The sequence below is a fragment of the Pseudohongiella nitratireducens genome (assembly GCF_001642735.1).
In the GTDB taxonomy this organism is placed as follows: Bacteria; Pseudomonadota; Gammaproteobacteria; order Pseudomonadales; family Pseudohongiellaceae; genus Pseudohongiella; species Pseudohongiella nitratireducens.
The window spans coordinates 287,869-305,647 of sequence record NZ_LWHM01000033.1 but is presented as its reverse complement, the minus strand read 5'-3'; the positions used below and the strand labels follow the sequence as shown (position 1 = coordinate 305,647).

At 49.0% G+C, this 17,779-nt stretch carries 21 protein-coding genes; 10 read left to right on the top strand and 11 right to left on the bottom strand.

The window, feature by feature from the left end:
- Positions 1-4 precede the first annotated feature (4 nt).
- Complete coding sequence (clpS, locus tag PSCS_RS13905) at positions 5-367, bottom strand: ATP-dependent Clp protease adapter ClpS (protein ID WP_068812691.1); 363 nt, start codon at positions 365-367, stop codon at positions 5-7.
- A 312-nt stretch (positions 368-679) separates the two neighbouring features.
- Between clpS and cspD the strand changes: the two genes are divergently transcribed.
- Together cspD and PSCS_RS13895 are read left to right on the top strand one after the other, a co-directional pair.
- Positions 680-901 (top strand): cold shock domain-containing protein CspD, encoded by a 222-nt coding sequence (gene cspD, locus PSCS_RS13900; protein WP_068812689.1) that lies wholly within the window; start codon positions 680-682, stop codon positions 899-901.
- Between the two features lie 157 nt (positions 902-1,058).
- Positions 1,059-1,637, top strand: coding sequence for a pseudouridine synthase (locus tag PSCS_RS13895; protein ID WP_068812687.1), 579 nt, complete (start codon positions 1,059-1,061; stop codon positions 1,635-1,637).
- Here the strand turns inward: PSCS_RS13895 and PSCS_RS16295 are convergent.
- From PSCS_RS16295 to moaC, 9 genes are all read right to left on the bottom strand, one after another.
- The gene (locus PSCS_RS16295) at positions 1,588-1,839 is read right to left on the bottom strand and encodes an EAL domain-containing protein (protein WP_157885729.1); all 252 of its coding nucleotides are present in this window, start codon (positions 1,837-1,839) and stop codon (positions 1,588-1,590) included. The two genes, PSCS_RS13895 and PSCS_RS16295, sit on opposite strands and share 50 nt — an antisense overlap.
- The gene (locus tag PSCS_RS13890) at positions 1,814-3,094 is read right to left on the bottom strand and encodes a bifunctional diguanylate cyclase/phosphodiesterase (protein WP_269801336.1); all 1,281 of its coding nucleotides are present in this window, start codon (positions 3,092-3,094) and stop codon (positions 1,814-1,816) included. Before PSCS_RS13890 ends, PSCS_RS16295 begins: the two co-directional genes overlap by 26 nt.
- Before the next feature lie 165 nt (positions 3,095-3,259).
- On the bottom strand, positions 3,260-3,673 hold the full coding sequence (locus PSCS_RS13885; protein WP_068812805.1) for a group I truncated hemoglobin: 414 nt from the start codon (positions 3,671-3,673) through the stop codon (positions 3,260-3,262).
- A gap of 7 nt (positions 3,674-3,680) precedes the next feature.
- On the bottom strand, positions 3,681-4,529 hold the full coding sequence (locus PSCS_RS13880) for a DUF3034 family protein (RefSeq protein ID WP_068812683.1): 849 nt from the start codon (positions 4,527-4,529) through the stop codon (positions 3,681-3,683).
- A gap of 4 nt (positions 4,530-4,533) precedes the next feature.
- Positions 4,534-6,855, bottom strand: coding sequence for a putative bifunctional diguanylate cyclase/phosphodiesterase (locus PSCS_RS13875; protein WP_068812681.1), 2,322 nt, complete (start codon positions 6,853-6,855; stop codon positions 4,534-4,536).
- A gap of 15 nt (positions 6,856-6,870) precedes the next feature.
- Positions 6,871-7,560, bottom strand: coding sequence for a methylamine utilization protein (locus tag PSCS_RS13870; protein WP_157885727.1), 690 nt, complete (start codon positions 7,558-7,560; stop codon positions 6,871-6,873).
- A gap of 34 nt (positions 7,561-7,594) precedes the next feature.
- The gene (locus PSCS_RS13865; RefSeq protein WP_068812803.1) at positions 7,595-8,062 is read right to left on the bottom strand and encodes a molybdenum cofactor biosynthesis protein MoaE; all 468 of its coding nucleotides are present in this window, start codon (positions 8,060-8,062) and stop codon (positions 7,595-7,597) included.
- A gap of 30 nt (positions 8,063-8,092) precedes the next feature.
- Positions 8,093-8,347 carry a molybdopterin converting factor subunit 1 gene (gene moaD / locus PSCS_RS13860; RefSeq protein ID WP_068812677.1) on the bottom strand — a complete coding sequence of 85 codons (255 nt, stop codon included), beginning with the start codon at positions 8,345-8,347 and terminating at the stop codon, positions 8,093-8,095.
- 3 nt (positions 8,348-8,350) lie between these two features.
- Positions 8,351-8,851 carry a cyclic pyranopterin monophosphate synthase MoaC gene (moaC, locus tag PSCS_RS13855; RefSeq protein WP_068812675.1) on the bottom strand — a complete coding sequence of 167 codons (501 nt, stop codon included), beginning with the start codon at positions 8,849-8,851 and terminating at the stop codon, positions 8,351-8,353.
- A 167-nt stretch (positions 8,852-9,018) separates the two neighbouring features.
- On the opposite strand from moaC, the gene PSCS_RS13850 reads away from it, so the two are divergent.
- From PSCS_RS13850 to pabB, 7 genes are all read left to right on the top strand, one after another.
- On the top strand, positions 9,019-9,543 hold the full coding sequence (locus PSCS_RS13850) for an NUDIX hydrolase (protein ID WP_068812673.1): 525 nt from the start codon (positions 9,019-9,021) through the stop codon (positions 9,541-9,543).
- On the top strand, positions 9,543-10,646 hold the full coding sequence (gene mnmA / locus PSCS_RS13845; RefSeq protein WP_106387124.1) for a tRNA 2-thiouridine(34) synthase MnmA: 1,104 nt from the start codon (positions 9,543-9,545) through the stop codon (positions 10,644-10,646). The genes PSCS_RS13850 and mnmA overlap by 1 nt, the downstream gene beginning before the upstream one ends.
- Entirely contained in the window at positions 10,627-11,295 is a 669-nt protein-coding gene (gene hflD, locus PSCS_RS13840) for a high frequency lysogenization protein HflD (RefSeq protein ID WP_157885726.1), read from the top strand. The genes mnmA and hflD overlap by 20 nt, the downstream gene beginning before the upstream one ends.
- A gap of 92 nt (positions 11,296-11,387) precedes the next feature.
- The gene (gene purB / locus PSCS_RS13835) at positions 11,388-12,755 is read left to right on the top strand and encodes an adenylosuccinate lyase (protein ID WP_068812667.1); all 1,368 of its coding nucleotides are present in this window, start codon (positions 11,388-11,390) and stop codon (positions 12,753-12,755) included.
- 47 nt (positions 12,756-12,802) lie between these two features.
- Positions 12,803-13,996: a JmjC domain-containing protein gene (locus PSCS_RS13830; protein ID WP_068812665.1), complete on the top strand. Its 1,194-nt coding sequence runs from the start codon at positions 12,803-12,805 to the stop codon at positions 13,994-13,996.
- Entirely contained in the window at positions 13,993-14,763 is a 771-nt protein-coding gene (locus tag PSCS_RS13825; RefSeq protein ID WP_157885725.1) for a hypothetical protein, read from the top strand. Before PSCS_RS13830 ends, PSCS_RS13825 begins: the two co-directional genes overlap by 4 nt.
- A complete protein-coding gene (pabB, locus tag PSCS_RS13820) occupies positions 14,763-16,232 on the top strand; it encodes an aminodeoxychorismate synthase component I (RefSeq protein ID WP_068812660.1) in 1,470 nt (489 codons plus the stop codon). Before PSCS_RS13825 ends, pabB begins: the two co-directional genes overlap by 1 nt.
- A 32-nt stretch (positions 16,233-16,264) precedes the next feature.
- Here pabB and thrH read toward each other — a convergent pair whose 3' ends face one another.
- A complete protein-coding gene (thrH, locus tag PSCS_RS13815) occupies positions 16,265-16,882 on the bottom strand; it encodes a bifunctional phosphoserine phosphatase/homoserine phosphotransferase ThrH (protein ID WP_068812801.1) in 618 nt (205 codons plus the stop codon).
- A 159-nt stretch (positions 16,883-17,041) separates the two neighbouring features.
- Between thrH and PSCS_RS13810 the strand changes: the two genes are divergently transcribed.
- Positions 17,042-17,776, top strand: a complete 735-nt coding sequence (locus PSCS_RS13810; protein WP_068812659.1) for a phosphoadenylyl-sulfate reductase — start codon at positions 17,042-17,044, stop codon at positions 17,774-17,776.
- Positions 17,777-17,779: the final 3 nt, after the last annotated feature.

The window sequence follows — 17,779 nt, the reverse complement described above, 5'->3', positions numbered from 1 at the left end:
CTCCTTACTGATCTACTTCAATGTGGCAAAGCAAAGGTTGCTGATTCTCTCGCGAATAGCTGTTGACCTGATCGGCCTTTGTCTCTGCAATGTCCCGACTATAAACCCCACAAACAGCTTTTCCTTCAGTATGTACCTTCAACATAATCTGGGTGGCTTTTTCGACTGGCATATAGAAGAACTTTACCAGTACATCCACAACAAATTCCATGGGGGTGTAGTCATCATTATTCAATAGCACTTTGTATTTGGGTGGCCTGGCCAGCTTGGGTGGAGCCGTTGCCGTTGCTACACCACGGTCTGAGTCCTGAGAGCCGGAATTTCCGCCTTTATCCTGGCAATAACTATCTGAAAAACTGCCTTGCATAATAAACTGCTTGCCTCTGCTCGCATCATGGGATTTACTAGTCTCGGTAATACGTCGTATGTTATCACTGTATTGCCTCTTGGGTGTGTATCACACCCATTTACCGACACTCGAGAGGCTTTTTCGCCTTATTTCGCCCTAAACCACCTGATTTTGTCACCCTTTCATTGCATCCTGTTGCATTTAGAAAAAAATGATGAATAATAGTCTTTAACACGGATGTGTTGTTTTTGTTATGGACTAACACTCAGGTTTGCTATGCCTGGCGTGTAACACAATTAAAATTAAAATATACGTTAATGGAGTTTTATAATGGCAACGGGGCAAGTCAAATGGTTCAACAATGCAAAAGGGTTTGGATTCATTCTGCCGGATGACGGGGGTGGAGACCTCTTCGCGCACTACTCGGCAATTGGAATGGACGGCTATAAAACCCTGAAAGCCGGCCAGCATGTGACATTCGAAACCCTGGAGGGCCCAAAAGGCCTTCATGCAACCAATATCAAACCGGTTTCAGTGCAATCCCAAGCCTGATACAGGTTACTGCATGACCCAAGGCCGGGCAGTAATCTGACAGCGTCAGTGTTGCTACCCGGCCCTACCCTTCTTTGACCGGCACTATTGTGAACTTTGTCGGCATAAGCCCCCATATGGTTCAAGAAAACTGCCCCGGCACAGGGTATAATAAGCCATGGCTGATATCATTTTGTTCAACAAACCCTTCAATGTGCTTTCGCAATTCACCCACGACGTACCTGAACAAGCATTAGGACACTACATTCGCTTGCCTGGTTACTATGCCGCGGGACGTCTGGATAAAGACTCAGAAGGCCTCTTGCTGCTGACTTCATCAGGTAAATTTCAGCACCAGGTCTCACATCCCAAATTCAAACTGCCAAAAACGTACTGGGCCCAGGTTGAAGGGGATATTTCTGACCAGGCTATTTCGCAGCTCAAAAGTGGTGTGCTGCTGAAAGATGGTAAAACACGACCCGCCTCAGCCAGACGGATTTCTGAACCTGAAATCTGGGAGCGATATCCGCCTATCCGAGAACGCAAGTACATTCCCACGACATGGATTGAACTCACGATCAGTGAAGGCAAAAACAGGCAGGTTCGTCGGATGACTGCAGCTGTCGGGTTCCCGACATTACGTTTGATACGAGCCAGCATTGGTCCCTGGGATCTTGGCGGGTTACAACCAGGTGAATACCGACAGCTTACTGTTCCAGACGATATGGCTGCTGCCATGTCCGGGATTCGTCGCTAACAAACCATTCGATAAAACGCTCTTGTGGTAAAGGCCGGCTTACCAGGTAGCCTTGCGCCCAATGGCACCCCCATTGATGCAACAAAGACAAGGACGCTGGCACCTCCACCCCCTCTGCTACTACGGCCAGCTGAAAGCGTTGTGCCAACGTCAGAATGGCCTGCACAATACTTTGATCATCCGGTTGTGTATCCAGTTGCATTACAAATGCTTTTATCAATTTTAAGCTCATCGACAGGCAAGCGTTTCAGGTATGCCAGTGAGGAATATCCTGTCCCGAAATCATCTATCGCAAGGCGAAAGCCATGTTTTCTAAATTCAGTCAGGTGAATGATGGCCTGATCCGGATTCTCCAGCAACTGACTTTCTGTCAGTTCAAAACTTAGTTGTGAAGCAGGCAAACCATTTACCTGCAGCAAATGCACAGCGTGTTCCAACAAACGGGGATCAGTAATGTCGTCGGCAGATACATTAATTGAAACTGAAATCGGTACATCTCTCTCACGAAAAACAAGCAAATCACGCACCGCCTGACTGACAACCCAGTAGCTGATTTTAGACAGCAAACCTGTCTGTTCAGCAAGTGGAATAAACTCATCGGGAAACACATTACCCAGCACCGGATTATGCCAACGAATGAGTGCTTCTGCGGCCTCAACCTGTCCCGTTGCGAGGTTCATTTTAGGCTGGTAGAACAAGCTGAACTCAGAGTCCCTGCCATTAAACACGGACTCCAACTCGGCAATGATCAATAATCTTCGCAAGTACGTTTTGTCCAGGCTGGCGCAATAGTGATTAAACCGACACCTGGATTGACAGGCTTGCTCGAGAGTTAGCCAGGCCCGCCGAAATAGTGCCTCACAGCCGTCAGCCTGTGCCGGACAATTGACGATACCCAGGACTAAATCTATTGCGATAGTGCTTCCCGCTGACATCACAGGCAAGGATAAGCTGTCGACCAGAGCCTCTGACTCTGAGGCGTTTATCGTAGTCTCTGATAACCATAATAAATCACCGCTATCCATTCTTATGCCACTGCCCGGAATAGCGGCCAGTCTGTTTGCTACTTCCTTAATGCAGTTGTCGCCGTGGTGAAAGCCATAGATATCGTTGATGATGCGCAGGTTATTAATCCTCACAGACACGGCATCAAATGGAGAATGGCGCATGGCCAATTTCTGAGTCACAAAAGACTGCGAACCATTTTGCGTTTTGAATGTGGTGAGAAAGTCCTGTTTTGTCAGTTCCTGTAAGCGCGCCTCGCGGCGCAGCATATTATCCAGAAAACGTAACAGCGGTTTTGACAAGGCGTGGTTCTGCACATTGGCATCAAGCAGCAACGCACGATTGAGGATTTCACCTGAGGCCAGTTGCTCAAGCAATTGGTGTAAACGCGATTCACGTCTCTTGCTGACTGACAGATAGAAAAAAACGAGAAGAGTCAGCCCCATGAGCACTGTCAGCAAGAAAAGCAACAATATCAAGCCCTCGGTTATCGCGATTTTTCATACGTTATAATGGTTCTTTTCGTATCAGGGAATCAGCGTAAACCGAGAAGCTGTCATAGTAATCTTACAGTGTGCGATCGTCAGGAGCGGCATGACGAAGTGCCTGCAACAACATCAGATATAAATAATTGAACCACGCAGTGGCGCCATGGTGGCCAATACGCGATTTTGCAGACGGTGTGGTATGTTGGCCTTGTTCATGGCCGATATCAGCAAGTCGACTGCATGATTAAAGTTCGCTTCTGAAATTTCCATGCCGGTATGGACCTGCTCCATCGTATCCCCTGTGTACTCACAAGGGCCGCCAGTCAACATACAAAAGTGTTCTGTGAACTTTTCCCGAAACCGACCGATATCAGAGTCTTTAAAATAATCATACATCATCGGATCAAATTCAATCTCTGTAATAAAATTCTCGACCACTTCATCGACTTTATCCTCGCCGCCAAGCTCAGCATAAAGGCTTTGTGAGGAAGTGACACAGGCGGTTGTAAGGCCGAAGAGCAGAATAACAATCAGTAATCTCATAAATAGCTCACCACAGTTGTGCATTCAATGACAGATAAAATCCGCTTTGCCCGGGCGCACCGGCAATGGCTCCCAGATTAGCTGTCGCGGCAGTGATACTAACCGACTTACTGGGAATATAGCTGACAAATGCATCCACCCAGTCATCTTCCCCCAAACCCAGATTATCGGGCTTTTGCCGGTATTCAACACCGACTGCCAGGTTACGTGAAAACAGAATGCCTGCTGATGCCTCCAGTTGCAGCTCATAATCGGAGTTCTGAGTACCACCGAAACCTAACAGCCCCATTTCGTTGGCTTTGGTCGCTCTGGCTGTTAAATTCCAGACAGCGTTATAGCCGCCAATGGCTCCCAGGTGAACTTTCGTTGCTGCCAGGTAAATATCTGTGCCCTGATCATCATCGGCACCCAGTGCTTCAGCGACAGCCGTGTCGGACAATTGTTTATGCTGCAAACCAATACTGATTTGCGGCAGCTCTGAGTAAACCACATCTCCGTACAGACGATACTTCATGCCAACAATGTTCTGGCGTATCGTGCCGCCAAGGGATTTAAGATCAAAGCGCTGATGTGACAGGCTGATTTCAGCACGATCATAAAAAGAGGCACTCATACCAAATGCATTCAAACGGTAGTCATCGACATCAACGACCGTCACGGCAGAGCTGGCTGAAATCTGATCCTCAGAATCATATCCTGATAACGTCGCCCAGGGCACCAGACCACCACCGCCAGCGCCCTCTATTTGCGTCAGCCCTGCAGTGCCAATTAATTTGCCATCTGCTGAAAAAACAGGCGCCGATACAAGCACCATTGGCAATAGGCAATAGATTGGCAGACGTTTATATCTTTGCATACTTTCACTCCACCCAATTTGTGTCTTTATGAACTTCATACCACTCTAGCAGAGCAGTGAATGACAAAGGTTTACTGATAAAATACCCCTGCCCCCACTCGCATCCCCAATTATGCAGAAGTGCTAATGATTCAGCGCTCTCTATACCTTCCGCGACAACGTGCAAATCAAAACTTTTTGCCAACTCAAGAATACTGCTGACAATTTGTTGATCTTCCTGTTGTTGATCAAGATTGAGAACAAAACTTTTATCGATTTTCAAAACATTTACTGGCAGGCTTTTTAAATAGGCCAGAGATGAGTAACCTGTACCAAAGTCATCAATGGCAATTTCGAACCCATGTTGCCGGTATTCCATTAAGCACCTGATGGCCTTTTCCGGTTCTTTAAGCAGGTCACTCTCGGTTATTTCTATAGCAAAACTGTGTTCAGCGACCTGCTGCTGATTCAGTTGTTGCTGAATATTCGCCAGCAAATCAGCATTGGTGACGTCCTGCGCTGACAAATTAACGGAAACAGACAGCGGTATGTCTTTGCTTTGCAGCAGCGCCAGGTCACTAATTGCCTGTGTTACTACCCAGTCAGTTATCTGATTAATGAATCCGGCATGTTCGGCGAGAACAATAAATTCATCAGGAGGTATAAATCCTAACTCAGAACTGTGCCAGCGCAACAAGGCTTCCAGCGACTGCACTTTCCCGGTTTGCAAGTTGACTTTGGGTTGATAGTGCAAAGAAAACTCGTACCTTTCCTCCAGCAGCATTCTTTCCAGCTCAGTCACCACCGACAAACGACGCTGATACTTTCTATCCAGTTCTTCATCGTAAGCTAATATTTGTTGCTGTAACTTGGCGGTATCCATCAGAATATTCATTCGACGGAACAGATCCTCTGCCGTATCTGCATGCTGTGGGCATAGCATCACACCAAGAGAAACCTGAATATTAACGACCAGCTCACCAGTGTTAACAGGCTGTTCCAAAGAGTGACGCAGCGCTTCAAGCTCATCGTTACCAAACTCTCTGTCTGGAACCCATAACAACTCCCCGCCTGTTAATCTTGCGCCAAATCCACCCAGATCGGATAAGCGTCTTGAAATTTGATGTAAGCAGACATCACCATTCTGATAGCCAAACACATCATTAATGTTACGAAAACCGAGAATACTCACCCCAATCGCCTGAAAAGAAGCACCGTCTTCCAGTCTCTTCTGCAGTATCCGGTCAGCGCTGTGTCGGTTATATAATTGAGTTACCGCATCGTGGTTTGCCTGGTAAGTTATTCTCTCTTCACGTGCCTTGATGCTTTCCTGCATCTGACGAAAGGCCGTGGCAAGATTGGTAAACTCTCTGGAGTCTGACTCATGCTCAATTTTGTAATCGTAATTACCACTACTGATTCGACCGGCAATAGCGGAAAGACGGGACAGCGGGCGGGTCAGTCGACGGGACAGTAGTGCTGCAAAGATCAATGCAAAAATCACAGACAGGAACGCAATAATCGCTATGTTTGCCTGTAATGTTGAAAATTCATTGAAGAGTCTGTTTATATCTTCTGTCAACAGGATGGAAATCGACAGATCGTGTTCACTGGCAAGTTCCATTTTCCGGCTGACAATCGCATCACTGAAACCAAATGCCACTTCGCGCCAGTTCAGTTGCCTGCTGATAGAGGCTGTGATGTTATCCTGCTCGCTCACTGGTAATGTGCTTAAAAATAAAGGCCTGCTATTGCTGCCACTTGCCTGCAGACTGGTATCCAGCTGTGTCACGTTCTTTAACTGAGACAGCAACTCACCATCCAGGCGAAAGCCGAGCAAAGTAATAGCAATCGGCGACGGGGCATCCACCGTTAGCAGTATGACCTGGTAAAGCTCATTGCCAACCTGCATGTAGGATGAGACTCCGCCGTCGCGTAGTACATTCGTAATCAGAGTTTGGTGAGGGAATGGTTGCCCGACAGGCAGGACTGAGGGGGTACTGGTAATGTTGATACCGTCCAAAGAGGTCAGTGCCATCAAGTCAGCATCAATACGCTCGCCATGATTCTGTAAAACGCTATCGATGGTCGCGCGATCCTCTGTTGCAACCGCTTGCTTGAAACCAAAGTCAGCCGTTAAAACCAGTGAAGAGTTAATCAGTTGCTCTTCACGATTAGCCAGAATTTCTTCCAGCACACTTTCGGCCACATCCAGATCACGATTAAGTTGCTGTTGTGCGTGATTGTTGGTGGATGTCCAGACATTAACAAGGATGACGACTGTCGTAATCAGGACAATCCCAACAACTAACCGGAAAATGTTCTGATTCAGGGATTGCTGTGCCACTGCCGAACCGCCTAGTTAGTCGTTACCGAATTTACGTGACCGGAATGTGCGCTCATCCTCTTCCGCTTGAGCATCAATCACCAGGGTAATACGAACTTGCCTGGGTGATCCGTCAATCAGAGAATCAATGCTCATGGTTCGCTTTTCCGTTTGACTGGCTGAAAGGCGTTCGTGCCAGACATCGAAGTCACTGCCATTTACCTGTACTTCCGCATAACCCCCAGCATCAGTAACACCCGTATTCTCCTGATCAGCCACGTAGATAAAACCACGCATCTCATCATGGATATTACAGCCCAGTACGACGATCCCCTGCTGGTCAAAGAGTTGCGGTTCAGAGTCTGTACCATTAAAAAGACGCATCTCAAATGTTTTGGGATCAGAGAAACTATAGACATGATGGCGAATGTCATCACTGTTGGGGAAGTTCACCCACTGCCCTTTTTGGACCACTAGAACATGGGGGGCAAACTGTTTATCAATCTGATCGATAACAGCATTCAACTCAGGTACCGGGATCGGTCCCTGCGATGGAAAACTGACGACGGCATTGGCAACCGGATTACCATCCTGGTCAATGACCTGTAGTCGTTCACCGTAAGCTGTTGAGATGCCAAAGGCTGAGACAAACGTCGCGATAGTGAGCAGGTAGTGAAAAAGAAAACGAAATGGCATTTGCTCAAGCTCTATGTAGGGGGCACTCACATTATGAATAGTTCTCTCATCATACCCAAATGTACTAGTGTTTGCTATTTTTCCACCGCGACGCTCTCTGGTAGTCACTCGCACGACTAACAACCCATTCTGCCTGATCTCCGGCCTGTTGCTTTTTCCAGAAGGGTGCCTCTGTTTTGAGGTAATCCATAATAAATTCCGCACCGGAAAAAGCCGCATCTCGATGGCTGCTGGCCACAAGAACGGCAACAATTTGCTCACTGGGAACCAGTTTGCCAACGCGATGAATAATCGTACACCCGCTAAGCGGCCAACGGCTGCAGGCTCGATCTGCGATGTCCTGCAGCGCTTTCTCAGTCATACCCGGATAATGCTCCAGCGTCAGGCTCTGCTCCCCTTCGGTTCCTTCCCCGATAAAATCCCGGACCAGGCCAATGAAGCTGACAATAGCTCCCGGGTTATCCGCCTGATGTCGCAACCGGCTATACTCGCTCCCCAGGTCAAAATCATCGGACTGGACCTGTATGTTGATACGACATGTTTTGTCATCGACTGCCACGCTTCAGCCTCCTGTCATCGGCGGAAAGAAAGCAACCTCTTCATCACCATGCAAAGGTTGTGTTCGCTGGCAGATCGACTGATTCACTGCGACCAGAACCTGGCCCGTATCCTGTAATACATCCCAGGGCTCCCCCCGGGCACTTAACAGTCCAACCAGGTCAGAAACGGTCACATTGTCTTTCTGCTCCAGCGTGATGTTCTCTTCCTCACAGCCCAGAGCCTCTCGCAAACTGGCAAAATAGCGAACCGTCAGCATCTGTTACTCCTTATCCCAGTGGAAATCACCAGATTTGCCACCTTCTTTATAGCTAAGGTGAATTTCACCGATAACCATATGTTTATCAACAGCTTTACACATATCATAAATGGTCAGCCCGGCGACAGATACTGCTGTCAGCGCCTCCATTTCAACGCCCGTACGCGCCTCAAGACCACAACTGGCCTCAATCAGAACACGGCTTCTGTCCCAATCCATCACAAAGTTTACTTCCACATGATTGAGCAATAACGGGTGGCACATGGGAATCAGCTCCGGGCATTTCTTGGCAGCCATGATACCAGCCACCCTGGCAACAGCCAGCACATCACCTTTGGCATGATCCCCATCGGCGATCTTCTGCAGTGTCTCAGGCGTCATCAACACCTGGCCTTTTGCTATCGCAATGCGGTTACTGACAGCTTTTTTGCTGACATCCACCATTCTCGCCCGCCCCTGTTCATCCAGGTGAGTCAGGGTATTCTGTGACGTTGTGTCCGTCATGGATAATCCTTGCGTCAAATAAAAACCATTATCGCCTTTTTAGCGGTCTAATTGAACGCCACAACAGGGACAGACAAGCAAATTTTGCCGAATTCAGGTAAACTTTACCTATTAAACTCGCATCATTAGCCGCGAATAGACATCGACAATAGACATAGACGTTATACATGGCCTCCAACCGAACCTGGTTTCCACACAGCACCGTCGCTGTAATCGTGGAACACCCTGAAGATAGTACCCTTCCCGCTGATGACCGCCGCTTTCTCATGGTTGAGGAAATGGAAGGTGATGTCCGTGTTCTGAATCAGCCCGCAGGCCATATGGAAGATGAAGAAACCATTCTTCAGGCAGCGGTTCGGGAAGCTCTGGAAGAAACAGGCTGGGAAGTGGCACCGACCGGGCTTATCGGAATCTATCAACTGGAAATCAGCAAGCAGGCTGATCCTGCCCTGCCAACCGTGGAGCGCAAAACCTATATCCGCTTTGCTTTCGTGGCAAAAGCCGTTGCACATCACCCCGATATGGCGCTGGATGAAGATATTCTGCGGGCCGACTGGTTCACGCTCAAGGAAATCAACTCCGCGCCACACCTTCGCAGTCCAATTGTGAAACAGGCCATACTCGATTACCTTGATGGTGCAGCATACCCTCTTTCACTTCTCCGCACCTGTAAATGGAGTCAGCATTTTTAATGGAAACGCGTCCACAAGACACCAAGGTCATTGTCGGCATGTCCGGCGGCGTCGATTCTTCGGTAGCAGCATTGTTGTTACAGCAACAGGGCTACCAGGTGGAAGGCCTGTTCATGAAAAACTGGGAAGAAGACGATGGCACCGAATACTGCACAGCCAAAGTTGACCTGGCTGATGCTGAAGCGGTCTGTGAACGTCTGGGCATCCATTTACATACCGCAAATTTTGCTGCCGAGTACTGGGACGGCGTATTTGAGCACTTTCTCCATGAGTACCAGGCGGGGCGAACGCCAAACCCGGACATTCTATGTAACCGGGAAATCAAGTTTAAGGCCTTTCTGGAATATGCACTTGAACTGGGTGCTGACTTTATTGCCACCGGGCATTACGCCCGCCGCGGAGAGCGCAACGGTCAGAGCTGTCTGTTAAAAGGATTGGACAATAATAAAGACCAGTCCTATTTCCTGTCAGCCGTGAACCATGAAAGCCTCTCGCGCAGTCTCTTTCCGGTTGGTGAGCTGGATAAAACCGAGGTAAGGCAGATCGCCACAGAAAATAATTTTGTCACCAGTGATAAAAAAGACAGCACCGGCATCTGTTTCATTGGCGAACGAAAGTTTAAAGATTTTTTGCAACAGTACCTGCCGGCTCAACCCGGTGATATTGAAACCACAGACGGTGAGCGAATTGGCCATCATCAAGGTCTGATGTATCACACTTATGGTCAGCGTCAGGGCCTGGGTATCGGCGGCCATCACGCCTACCCTGAAGCACCCTGGTATGTTGTCGGCAAGGACCTCGAGCGGAATGTTCTGCTGGTTGCACAGGGAAATGACCATCCGGCTCTTTTTTCAAGCCAACTGAAGGCCACCCAGGTGCACTGGATTAATGAGGCCGGTATTGAGCTGCCGTTGCGTTGTCATGCCAAGATTCGCTACAGACAGCCTGATCAGGCCTGTCTCGTTGAAGACCTTGACGGCAACGGGACGTTGACTGTGAGCTTTGACTCACCCCAGCGCGCAGTCACACCGGGCCAGACAATCGTTTTTTATGACCAGGATATATGCCTGGGAGGAGCGGTCATTGAGTCATACCAACGCTAGATTCTCCGAATGGGAATACAGAAACATAGCCCTCAGCGTGGTCACTCAATGTGCCATGCTGGTTCGTGACCTTGCAGTTGAGGGCAAAGCTGACCGTCAATTGATGCAACAATGTTTACGTCCTGTTTATCTGTTAGATGCAGACTCTGTCTCCTCTCTCTATCCCGAACCGGGTAACTTTGACGCGGGCATGAAAACATTGCAGGAAAGTTTTGACAGCAGCGGGCTTAAACAACATGCCGATGTTGTCCGCTATCTGCTTGGCATGCTAGTGCTGCAGCAACAGTTGAGAAAAAATAAAGACATGATGAACACAGTGGCCGAGCGAATCAATCACCTTGCTGCCACCGAAAACCAGGATGAAAATCCGGAAGACCTTCCGGAACAAGCCTGGCATGCGGACTGTGCAGCACTGGCCCGACTTTACCAGGACACGATCAGCCGTCTGAACTTCCGTATTCATGTGGCGGGTAACCCGGAACATTTACGCGAGCAACAGGTAGCGGATCAAATACGGGCCTTGCTGTTTGCCGGCATCCGTTCCGCTGTTCTGTGGCATCAACTGGGCGGCAGGCGTTGGCACCTGTTTTTCTATAAGAAGCGAATCCGGCAATGCCTCACCGGAGTACGCCGAAAAATGCTGCACTAATTCAGTACTAACGCAGTACTAACACAGCACTAATGCAGCGCTGATTTTAATGTTTACCTCTTTAATATTGTTAACGCAAGGACAACCAAGGCATGAACCTAAGCACATTAACGGCAATTTCACCCACTGACGGCCGCTATCGAAACAAGACGGAAAGTCTGAGTGAATATTTCAGTGAATATGCACTGATCAAATACCGTGTTCAGGTAGAAATACGCTGGCTGCAGCGACTGGCTGAGCATGAGGACATTATTGAAGCCCCGGCATTGTCGACTGAAGCGAATGCGTTTTTAAATGCCATCGTTGATAATTTCTCGCTGGAAGATGCTGAGCGGGTTAAAAAAATTGAAAGCACTACCAACCACGACGTTAAAGCGGTCGAGTATTTCATTAAAGAAAAATTTGCCGATCAGACCGAACTCAAGCCACATCTGGAGTTCGTTCACTTTGCCTGTACGTCGGAAGACATCAATAATCTGTCGTATGCGCTGATGCTCAAAGAGGGTCGTGACAAGGTCATGGTGCCAGCCATGCAACAACTGGTTGACACATTGCGGCAACTGGCTAAAGACACTGCCACCCAGCCCATGCTGTCCAGAACACACGGACAAACGGCATCCCCCACCACCGTGGGCAAAGAAATCGCCAATGTGGTTTACCGTCTTGAACGACAGCTTAAACAGTTCAGCAACAGCCCTGTGCTGGGAAAAATTAATGGCGCCGTGGGCAACTACAATGCTCACCTTTCGGCATACCCGGAGACAGACTGGCAAGCCAATGCCCAGACGTTCGTTGAGTCGCTGGGGCTGGACTGGAACCCCTATACCACACAAATTGAACCACATGACTACATTGCTGAAGTCTTCGCCGCTTCCTGCCGTTTCAATACCATTCTGATCGATCTGGACAGAGATATCTGGGGTTACATTTCTCTGGGGTACTTTAAGCAAAAGGCGATTGCAGGCGAAATCGGCTCTTCCACCATGCCGCACAAGGTCAACCCCATCGACTTTGAAAACTCGGAAGGCAACCTTGGTATCGCCAACGCCATCATGCAGCATTTAGCCGAGAAGCTGCCCATTTCGCGGTGGCAGCGTGACCTGACCGATTCGACTGTTTTACGCAGTATCGGCACCGGCTTCGCGCATGGTCTCATCGCCTACCAGGCGACATTAAAAGGCTTGAGCAAACTCAGCATGAATCCGTCGGCCCTTGATCAGGACCTGGATCAGAGCTGGGAAGTACTGGCCGAGCCGATTCAGACGGTAATGCGACGCTACGGTGTTGAACAGGCTTATGAAAAACTGAAAGACTTGACTCGCGGACAACAAATTGACGCGCCAAGCATCAGTCAGTTTATCGATACCCTGGACATTCCGGAGTCCGCCAAAACAACATTGAAAGAATTGACGCCAGGCAGTTATACCGGGAACGCAGTTTCCCAAGCCAGCAATATCTAACGGCCGGGTAATAGCGCGCAACATCACAGACAGAGACAGCTAAACAAATGTCACTACTACCTGCCAATTTTGACAGACAGGGGTTTCTCGAGCATTACTGGCAACAGAGACCCTGCCTGATCAGCAACGCAAATACGCACCTCGCTGATTGGCTGAGTGCTGATGAGTTGGCAGGTTTGGCTTGTGAACCTGATATGGAGTCTCGTCTCATTTTGACAGAGACAAACACACAGCCATGGCAGGTGAAGAATGGCCCCTTCTCTGAAACAGACTTTCTGAGCCTGGGGGAGCAACCCTTCAATTTACTGGTCCAGGCAGTTGATCACTGTATACCTACATTGAGGAAAATCTGGGCCGAATTTGATTTTCTACCACACTGGCGTATTGATGATGTCATGGTGAATGCTTCCTCAGATGGAGCCAGTGTTGGAGCCCATTTTGACTATTATGATGTATTTCTCATTCAGGGTAGCGGCCAGAAGCGATGGTTTACCGCTGGACACTGTGACAGCCAGACGGCACTGGACACAGCAAGTGGTTTGAAATTACTGAAGCAGTTTGAAGCCAGGCACGAATGGTTATTGAACCCCGGCGACATACTCTATGTCCCTGCGGGTATTGCTCATCATGGAGTCGCCATTGGCGATAGCATCACTTACTCACTGGGTTTCAGGGCACCCTCCCATGCTGATATGATCATGGGGGCCGCAGAACAGATTGCCGAGCAGTTAAGCGATGAAAAACGTTACCGTGATTTCGCCCCGGCATTACCTGTCCACCCGGCTGAAATTCCCGAGAACGCCATTGCATCACTTCAGACTGTCCTGTCAGCGTTGGCGAATAACCCCCAAGCCATTCGGCAATGGTTTGGTCAGAACATGACAACACCTCGGGACGAAATCCTCGACGAAACAGATGATGACGAGTTAAACCGTATTGAAGCAGAACTTTATGGCACTTCACCTGACGCTCAGTTACTAAAGCTATGGCGCAGACCCGGTGCCAGATTTGCTTATGCCATCGAGGGTGATAGTTTGTTTTTGTTTGCGGATGGAAATACCCTGCAACTGAACAGCGTACACTTGTCCCTGGTACAGTCTTTATGTGACTCTGACTGGACTGAGCCGGTAGCAGATGACTGGATCGAGGCATCCCGTCATGATCTGAAAATTAAGCAAATAACCCGGTCTCTTTGCCAGACCGGAACACTTTATCTGGATGAACCCGAATGCAACCAATGACTGCAAAGCATCTGTTCCCACTGGCTCTGATATTTTCTCTGACCCTTATCGGTAGCAACGTGCAGGGTCAGCAGAATCAATCTGCATCTGATGACAATAACAGTGCTGCAACCAACAGAGCGGCTAACCTCATTGTAACGCTTGAGCATCGCTCACCTGTGACAGCATTGGAGCGACTGAGACCATTGCTGGATCCGCGCGGAGATATCGGCAGGATCGCTGACAAGCTGGTAATCAATACCACGGCTGGCAATTTAGTTGAGCTGGAAAGAGCGCTTGATGCATTCGACGTACCAGCCCGGCGACTTGTACTCAGTATTGACCCCTCTTTTTCCTCCAGTGAGAACATAGATGACCGTCAAAGTATGCAGGCACTGGAATTTGAAATGAATACGTTTGTCCTAGCATTGGCTGGCAACGCTGCACTTCCTGAGGGTACCACTACAGACAATGCCCAAGTCAGCGCCACAACCAATGAGGGAGACCTGGAAACAACAGCACAACCCGCTGCATCGTTGCGTATTGAAGCTGAAATTACCGGCTCAACTGTACATGCTGATATACAGACTTTTGGCATTGAGGCGCTGTTGCCAACATACCGCGTTTCCATGCCCCTGGGGCAGTGGGTGACACTGGACCCAATCAATACCGGCGCAGAAACTACAACTGCCCTGGACAACCAAACGGATCAGGATAATGCGCAGGTACCGACTCAAAGTCTCCAGCAAACAGCTGATTTTGCCGTCAGGGTTGACGTACTTCCTTAATGCACAAGATAACATCCTACAGCCTGCTCTATCACCGGGATAGCGCCTCGTTGATTGCAACGATTGGGCAGCTTTGCGGTGCCACTTGTCTGGACAGCGGGCTGGGCCAACACCCCAATGGCCGATATGACATTCTAAGTGCAATGCCTGAGTGCGAATTACGCGCTATCCGTGACAATAATCAGACCGTTTTTCAGTTTAAATCTTCTGCCAGCCAACCCTGGACAATCGCCACAGAGCAGTCTTTCCCGCTGCTCTGCCAGCAAATACTCAATCGCTACCGTCTCGACACGGATAACCTGGACCCTCACTGCCGCGCAGAACTGCTGGCATTACCCTTCGCTGGCGGCTTTATGGGTGTTATGGGATACCATTTTTTGCAGCATGAAGTATCTGGCTACAAACGAGTATCGCAGCTAACGCCAGCCTTAACGCACCTGCAGGAAGTCCCTGATGCATGGATGGGCTGGTACGCCTGGTTTGTCATTGTTGATCACCAAACAAAGCGTAGCCGTCTGATTGTTCGCCCAGAGTGCAGTACCGCAACCGTTGAAAAATTATTGACGACCCTAGGTCCCTGGTTAGAGAAGTCATCACAATCACGACCACCAGCGACAGCCTCTATTTCAGAGTTTAAGCTCAAAGCTCATTTCAGACCGCTTGTTTCCAAACGCCAGTACGTCATGGCTTTTGACCAATTACAGCACTGGATTCATGCGGGCGACTGCTATCAAACCAACCTCGCCCTGTCTTTTACAGCACCTTATAAAGGTGATCCGTTAGCAGCTTACCTGGCATTGCGTAAATTGAGTCACAGTCCTTTCTCGGCCTATGTCAGCAATTTAGGCGGCGGTGTTTTAAGCCTCTCACCAGAACGGTTTATTCAGGTGAATCAAAACGATGTACTCACTCAGCCTATTAAGGGCACGAGGCCTCGCCACACTGATCCTGAGATTGACAGTGCCGCTGCTCAATCCCTGACACAAAGCGAAAAAGACCGTGCAGAAAACCTGATGATAGTCGATCTGCTCAGAAATGACCTGGGCAGGATCTGTGCAACGGGATCTGTCAAAGTCGATGCTTTGTTCGAGCTACAGAGCTTCAGTCAGGTACACCATCTGGTCAGCACAATACGCGGCAGACTGCCAAAAGGTGTCAGTGCTCTGCAATTGCTGATCAGCGCATTTCCCGGTGGCTCGATAACCGGAGCTCCGAAAATTCGTGCCATGCAAATCATCTCTGAATTGGAAACCGTGCCACGTAGTGCCTATTGCGGCTCAGTATTCTATCTGGACGAATTCAACAGACTGGATAGCAACATCGCAATCAGAACGATGCAGTGCACTGAACAGGATATTTTTTGCTGGGGAGGCAGCGGAGTTGTGGCAGACTCCGATGGAGAGGAAGAGTATCAGGAGTGTCATGACAAGGTCAGCGCCTTACTGAGCGGACTGACCTTGGCTAACTGACCTTGCAATACCAACCTGTACACTAATCTGTATTACAGCGATAGCGCTCGCTGGCTGGCTTTCAGGAATTCTTCTTTCAGCTCAGCATATTCATGGACTGCTGGAAACTGAGGGAATTCAGCGATGACATTATCCGGGGCTTTAAACAAAATACCGGCATCGGCTTCTGACAGCATCGTCGTATCGTTATACGAGTCACCAGCCGCAATCACACGATAATTCAAGCTGTGAAACGCTTTTACTGACTGTCGTTTGGGGTCTTTCTGGCGCAGATGATAATCCGTAATCATGCCATCATCGCCGACTTCCAGTTTGTGACAAAACAGGGTTGGAAAACCCAGTTGCCGCATCAAGGGCTGAGCGAACTCGTAGTACGTGTCGGAGAGAATGATGACCTGGAAGCGCTCACGTAACCAGTCGATAAATTCTCTGGCACCCGGAATCGGTGCCATCTGATCGATAACCGCCTGGATATCCGGCAGACCCAGATTGTTTTCCCGCAAAATACGCAGACGTTGCTGCATCAATTCATCATAATCCGGGATATCACGCGTCGTGGCACGAAGCTCGTCGATTCCCGTTCTTTCAGCAAAGTCGATCCATATCTCTGGTATTAGAACGCCTTCAAGGTCCAGACAAGCTAACTCCACAACCCACCTCTCGTCAGATGCAAAAACGCGCATTTTAGTATGCCCGACATGGAAGTACCAGCCCCGGCGTTGTATGATACGCACCTTTGCTGTGGCGCAGCACAATTGCCAGCGCCCCGCAAGCAGATCAAATAGCGAACAGTACTCTGGATAGCCAATATGACCATCAGCACAGCCAACATCGACGAACTGAATACAACTTTTCAGGATTATGAGCCCAGAGATATTCTGAAGACGGTTCTGACTGATATCGATAATGTCTGTGTTTCGTTCAGTGGAGCGGAAGATGTGGCTTTAGTCATCATGGCCTGGAAGTTGCGCAAGGATATCCCCGTATTCACTCTGGATACCGGTCGCCTGCACCCGGAAACTTATGCGTTTATTGAAAAAGTGCGCAAGGAATACAATCTTAATTTAACCATCCTGTCACCGAACACGGAGTCCATCCAGAAACTGACTCGTGAAAAGGGGTTGTTCAGTTTTTATGAAGATGGCCATGAAGAGTGCTGCGGAATTCGTAAAACCGAGCCGTTACGACGTCAGCTTGGAAGTTACGATGCCTGGATTACCGGTCAGCGTAAAGATCAAAGCCCGACTCGTGCTGATGTCCCGGTGGCACAGCAGGACACAACCTTTGCAGGTCCAGGCAAAACATTATTGAAATTTAATCCGTTTGCTAACTGGAGCTCGGCTGAGGTGTGGAACTACATTCGGATGTTTGAGTTGCCTTACAATCCGCTGCATGATCGTGGTTTTGTCAGCATCGGTTGTGAGCCTTGCACCAAACCCATTGGCCCTAATCAGCACGAACGTGAAGGCCGCTGGTGGTGGGAGGAAGCCACGGCAAAAGAATGCGGCCTGCACAAGGTCAACCTGGTTGGCTTTGACAAATAAAGT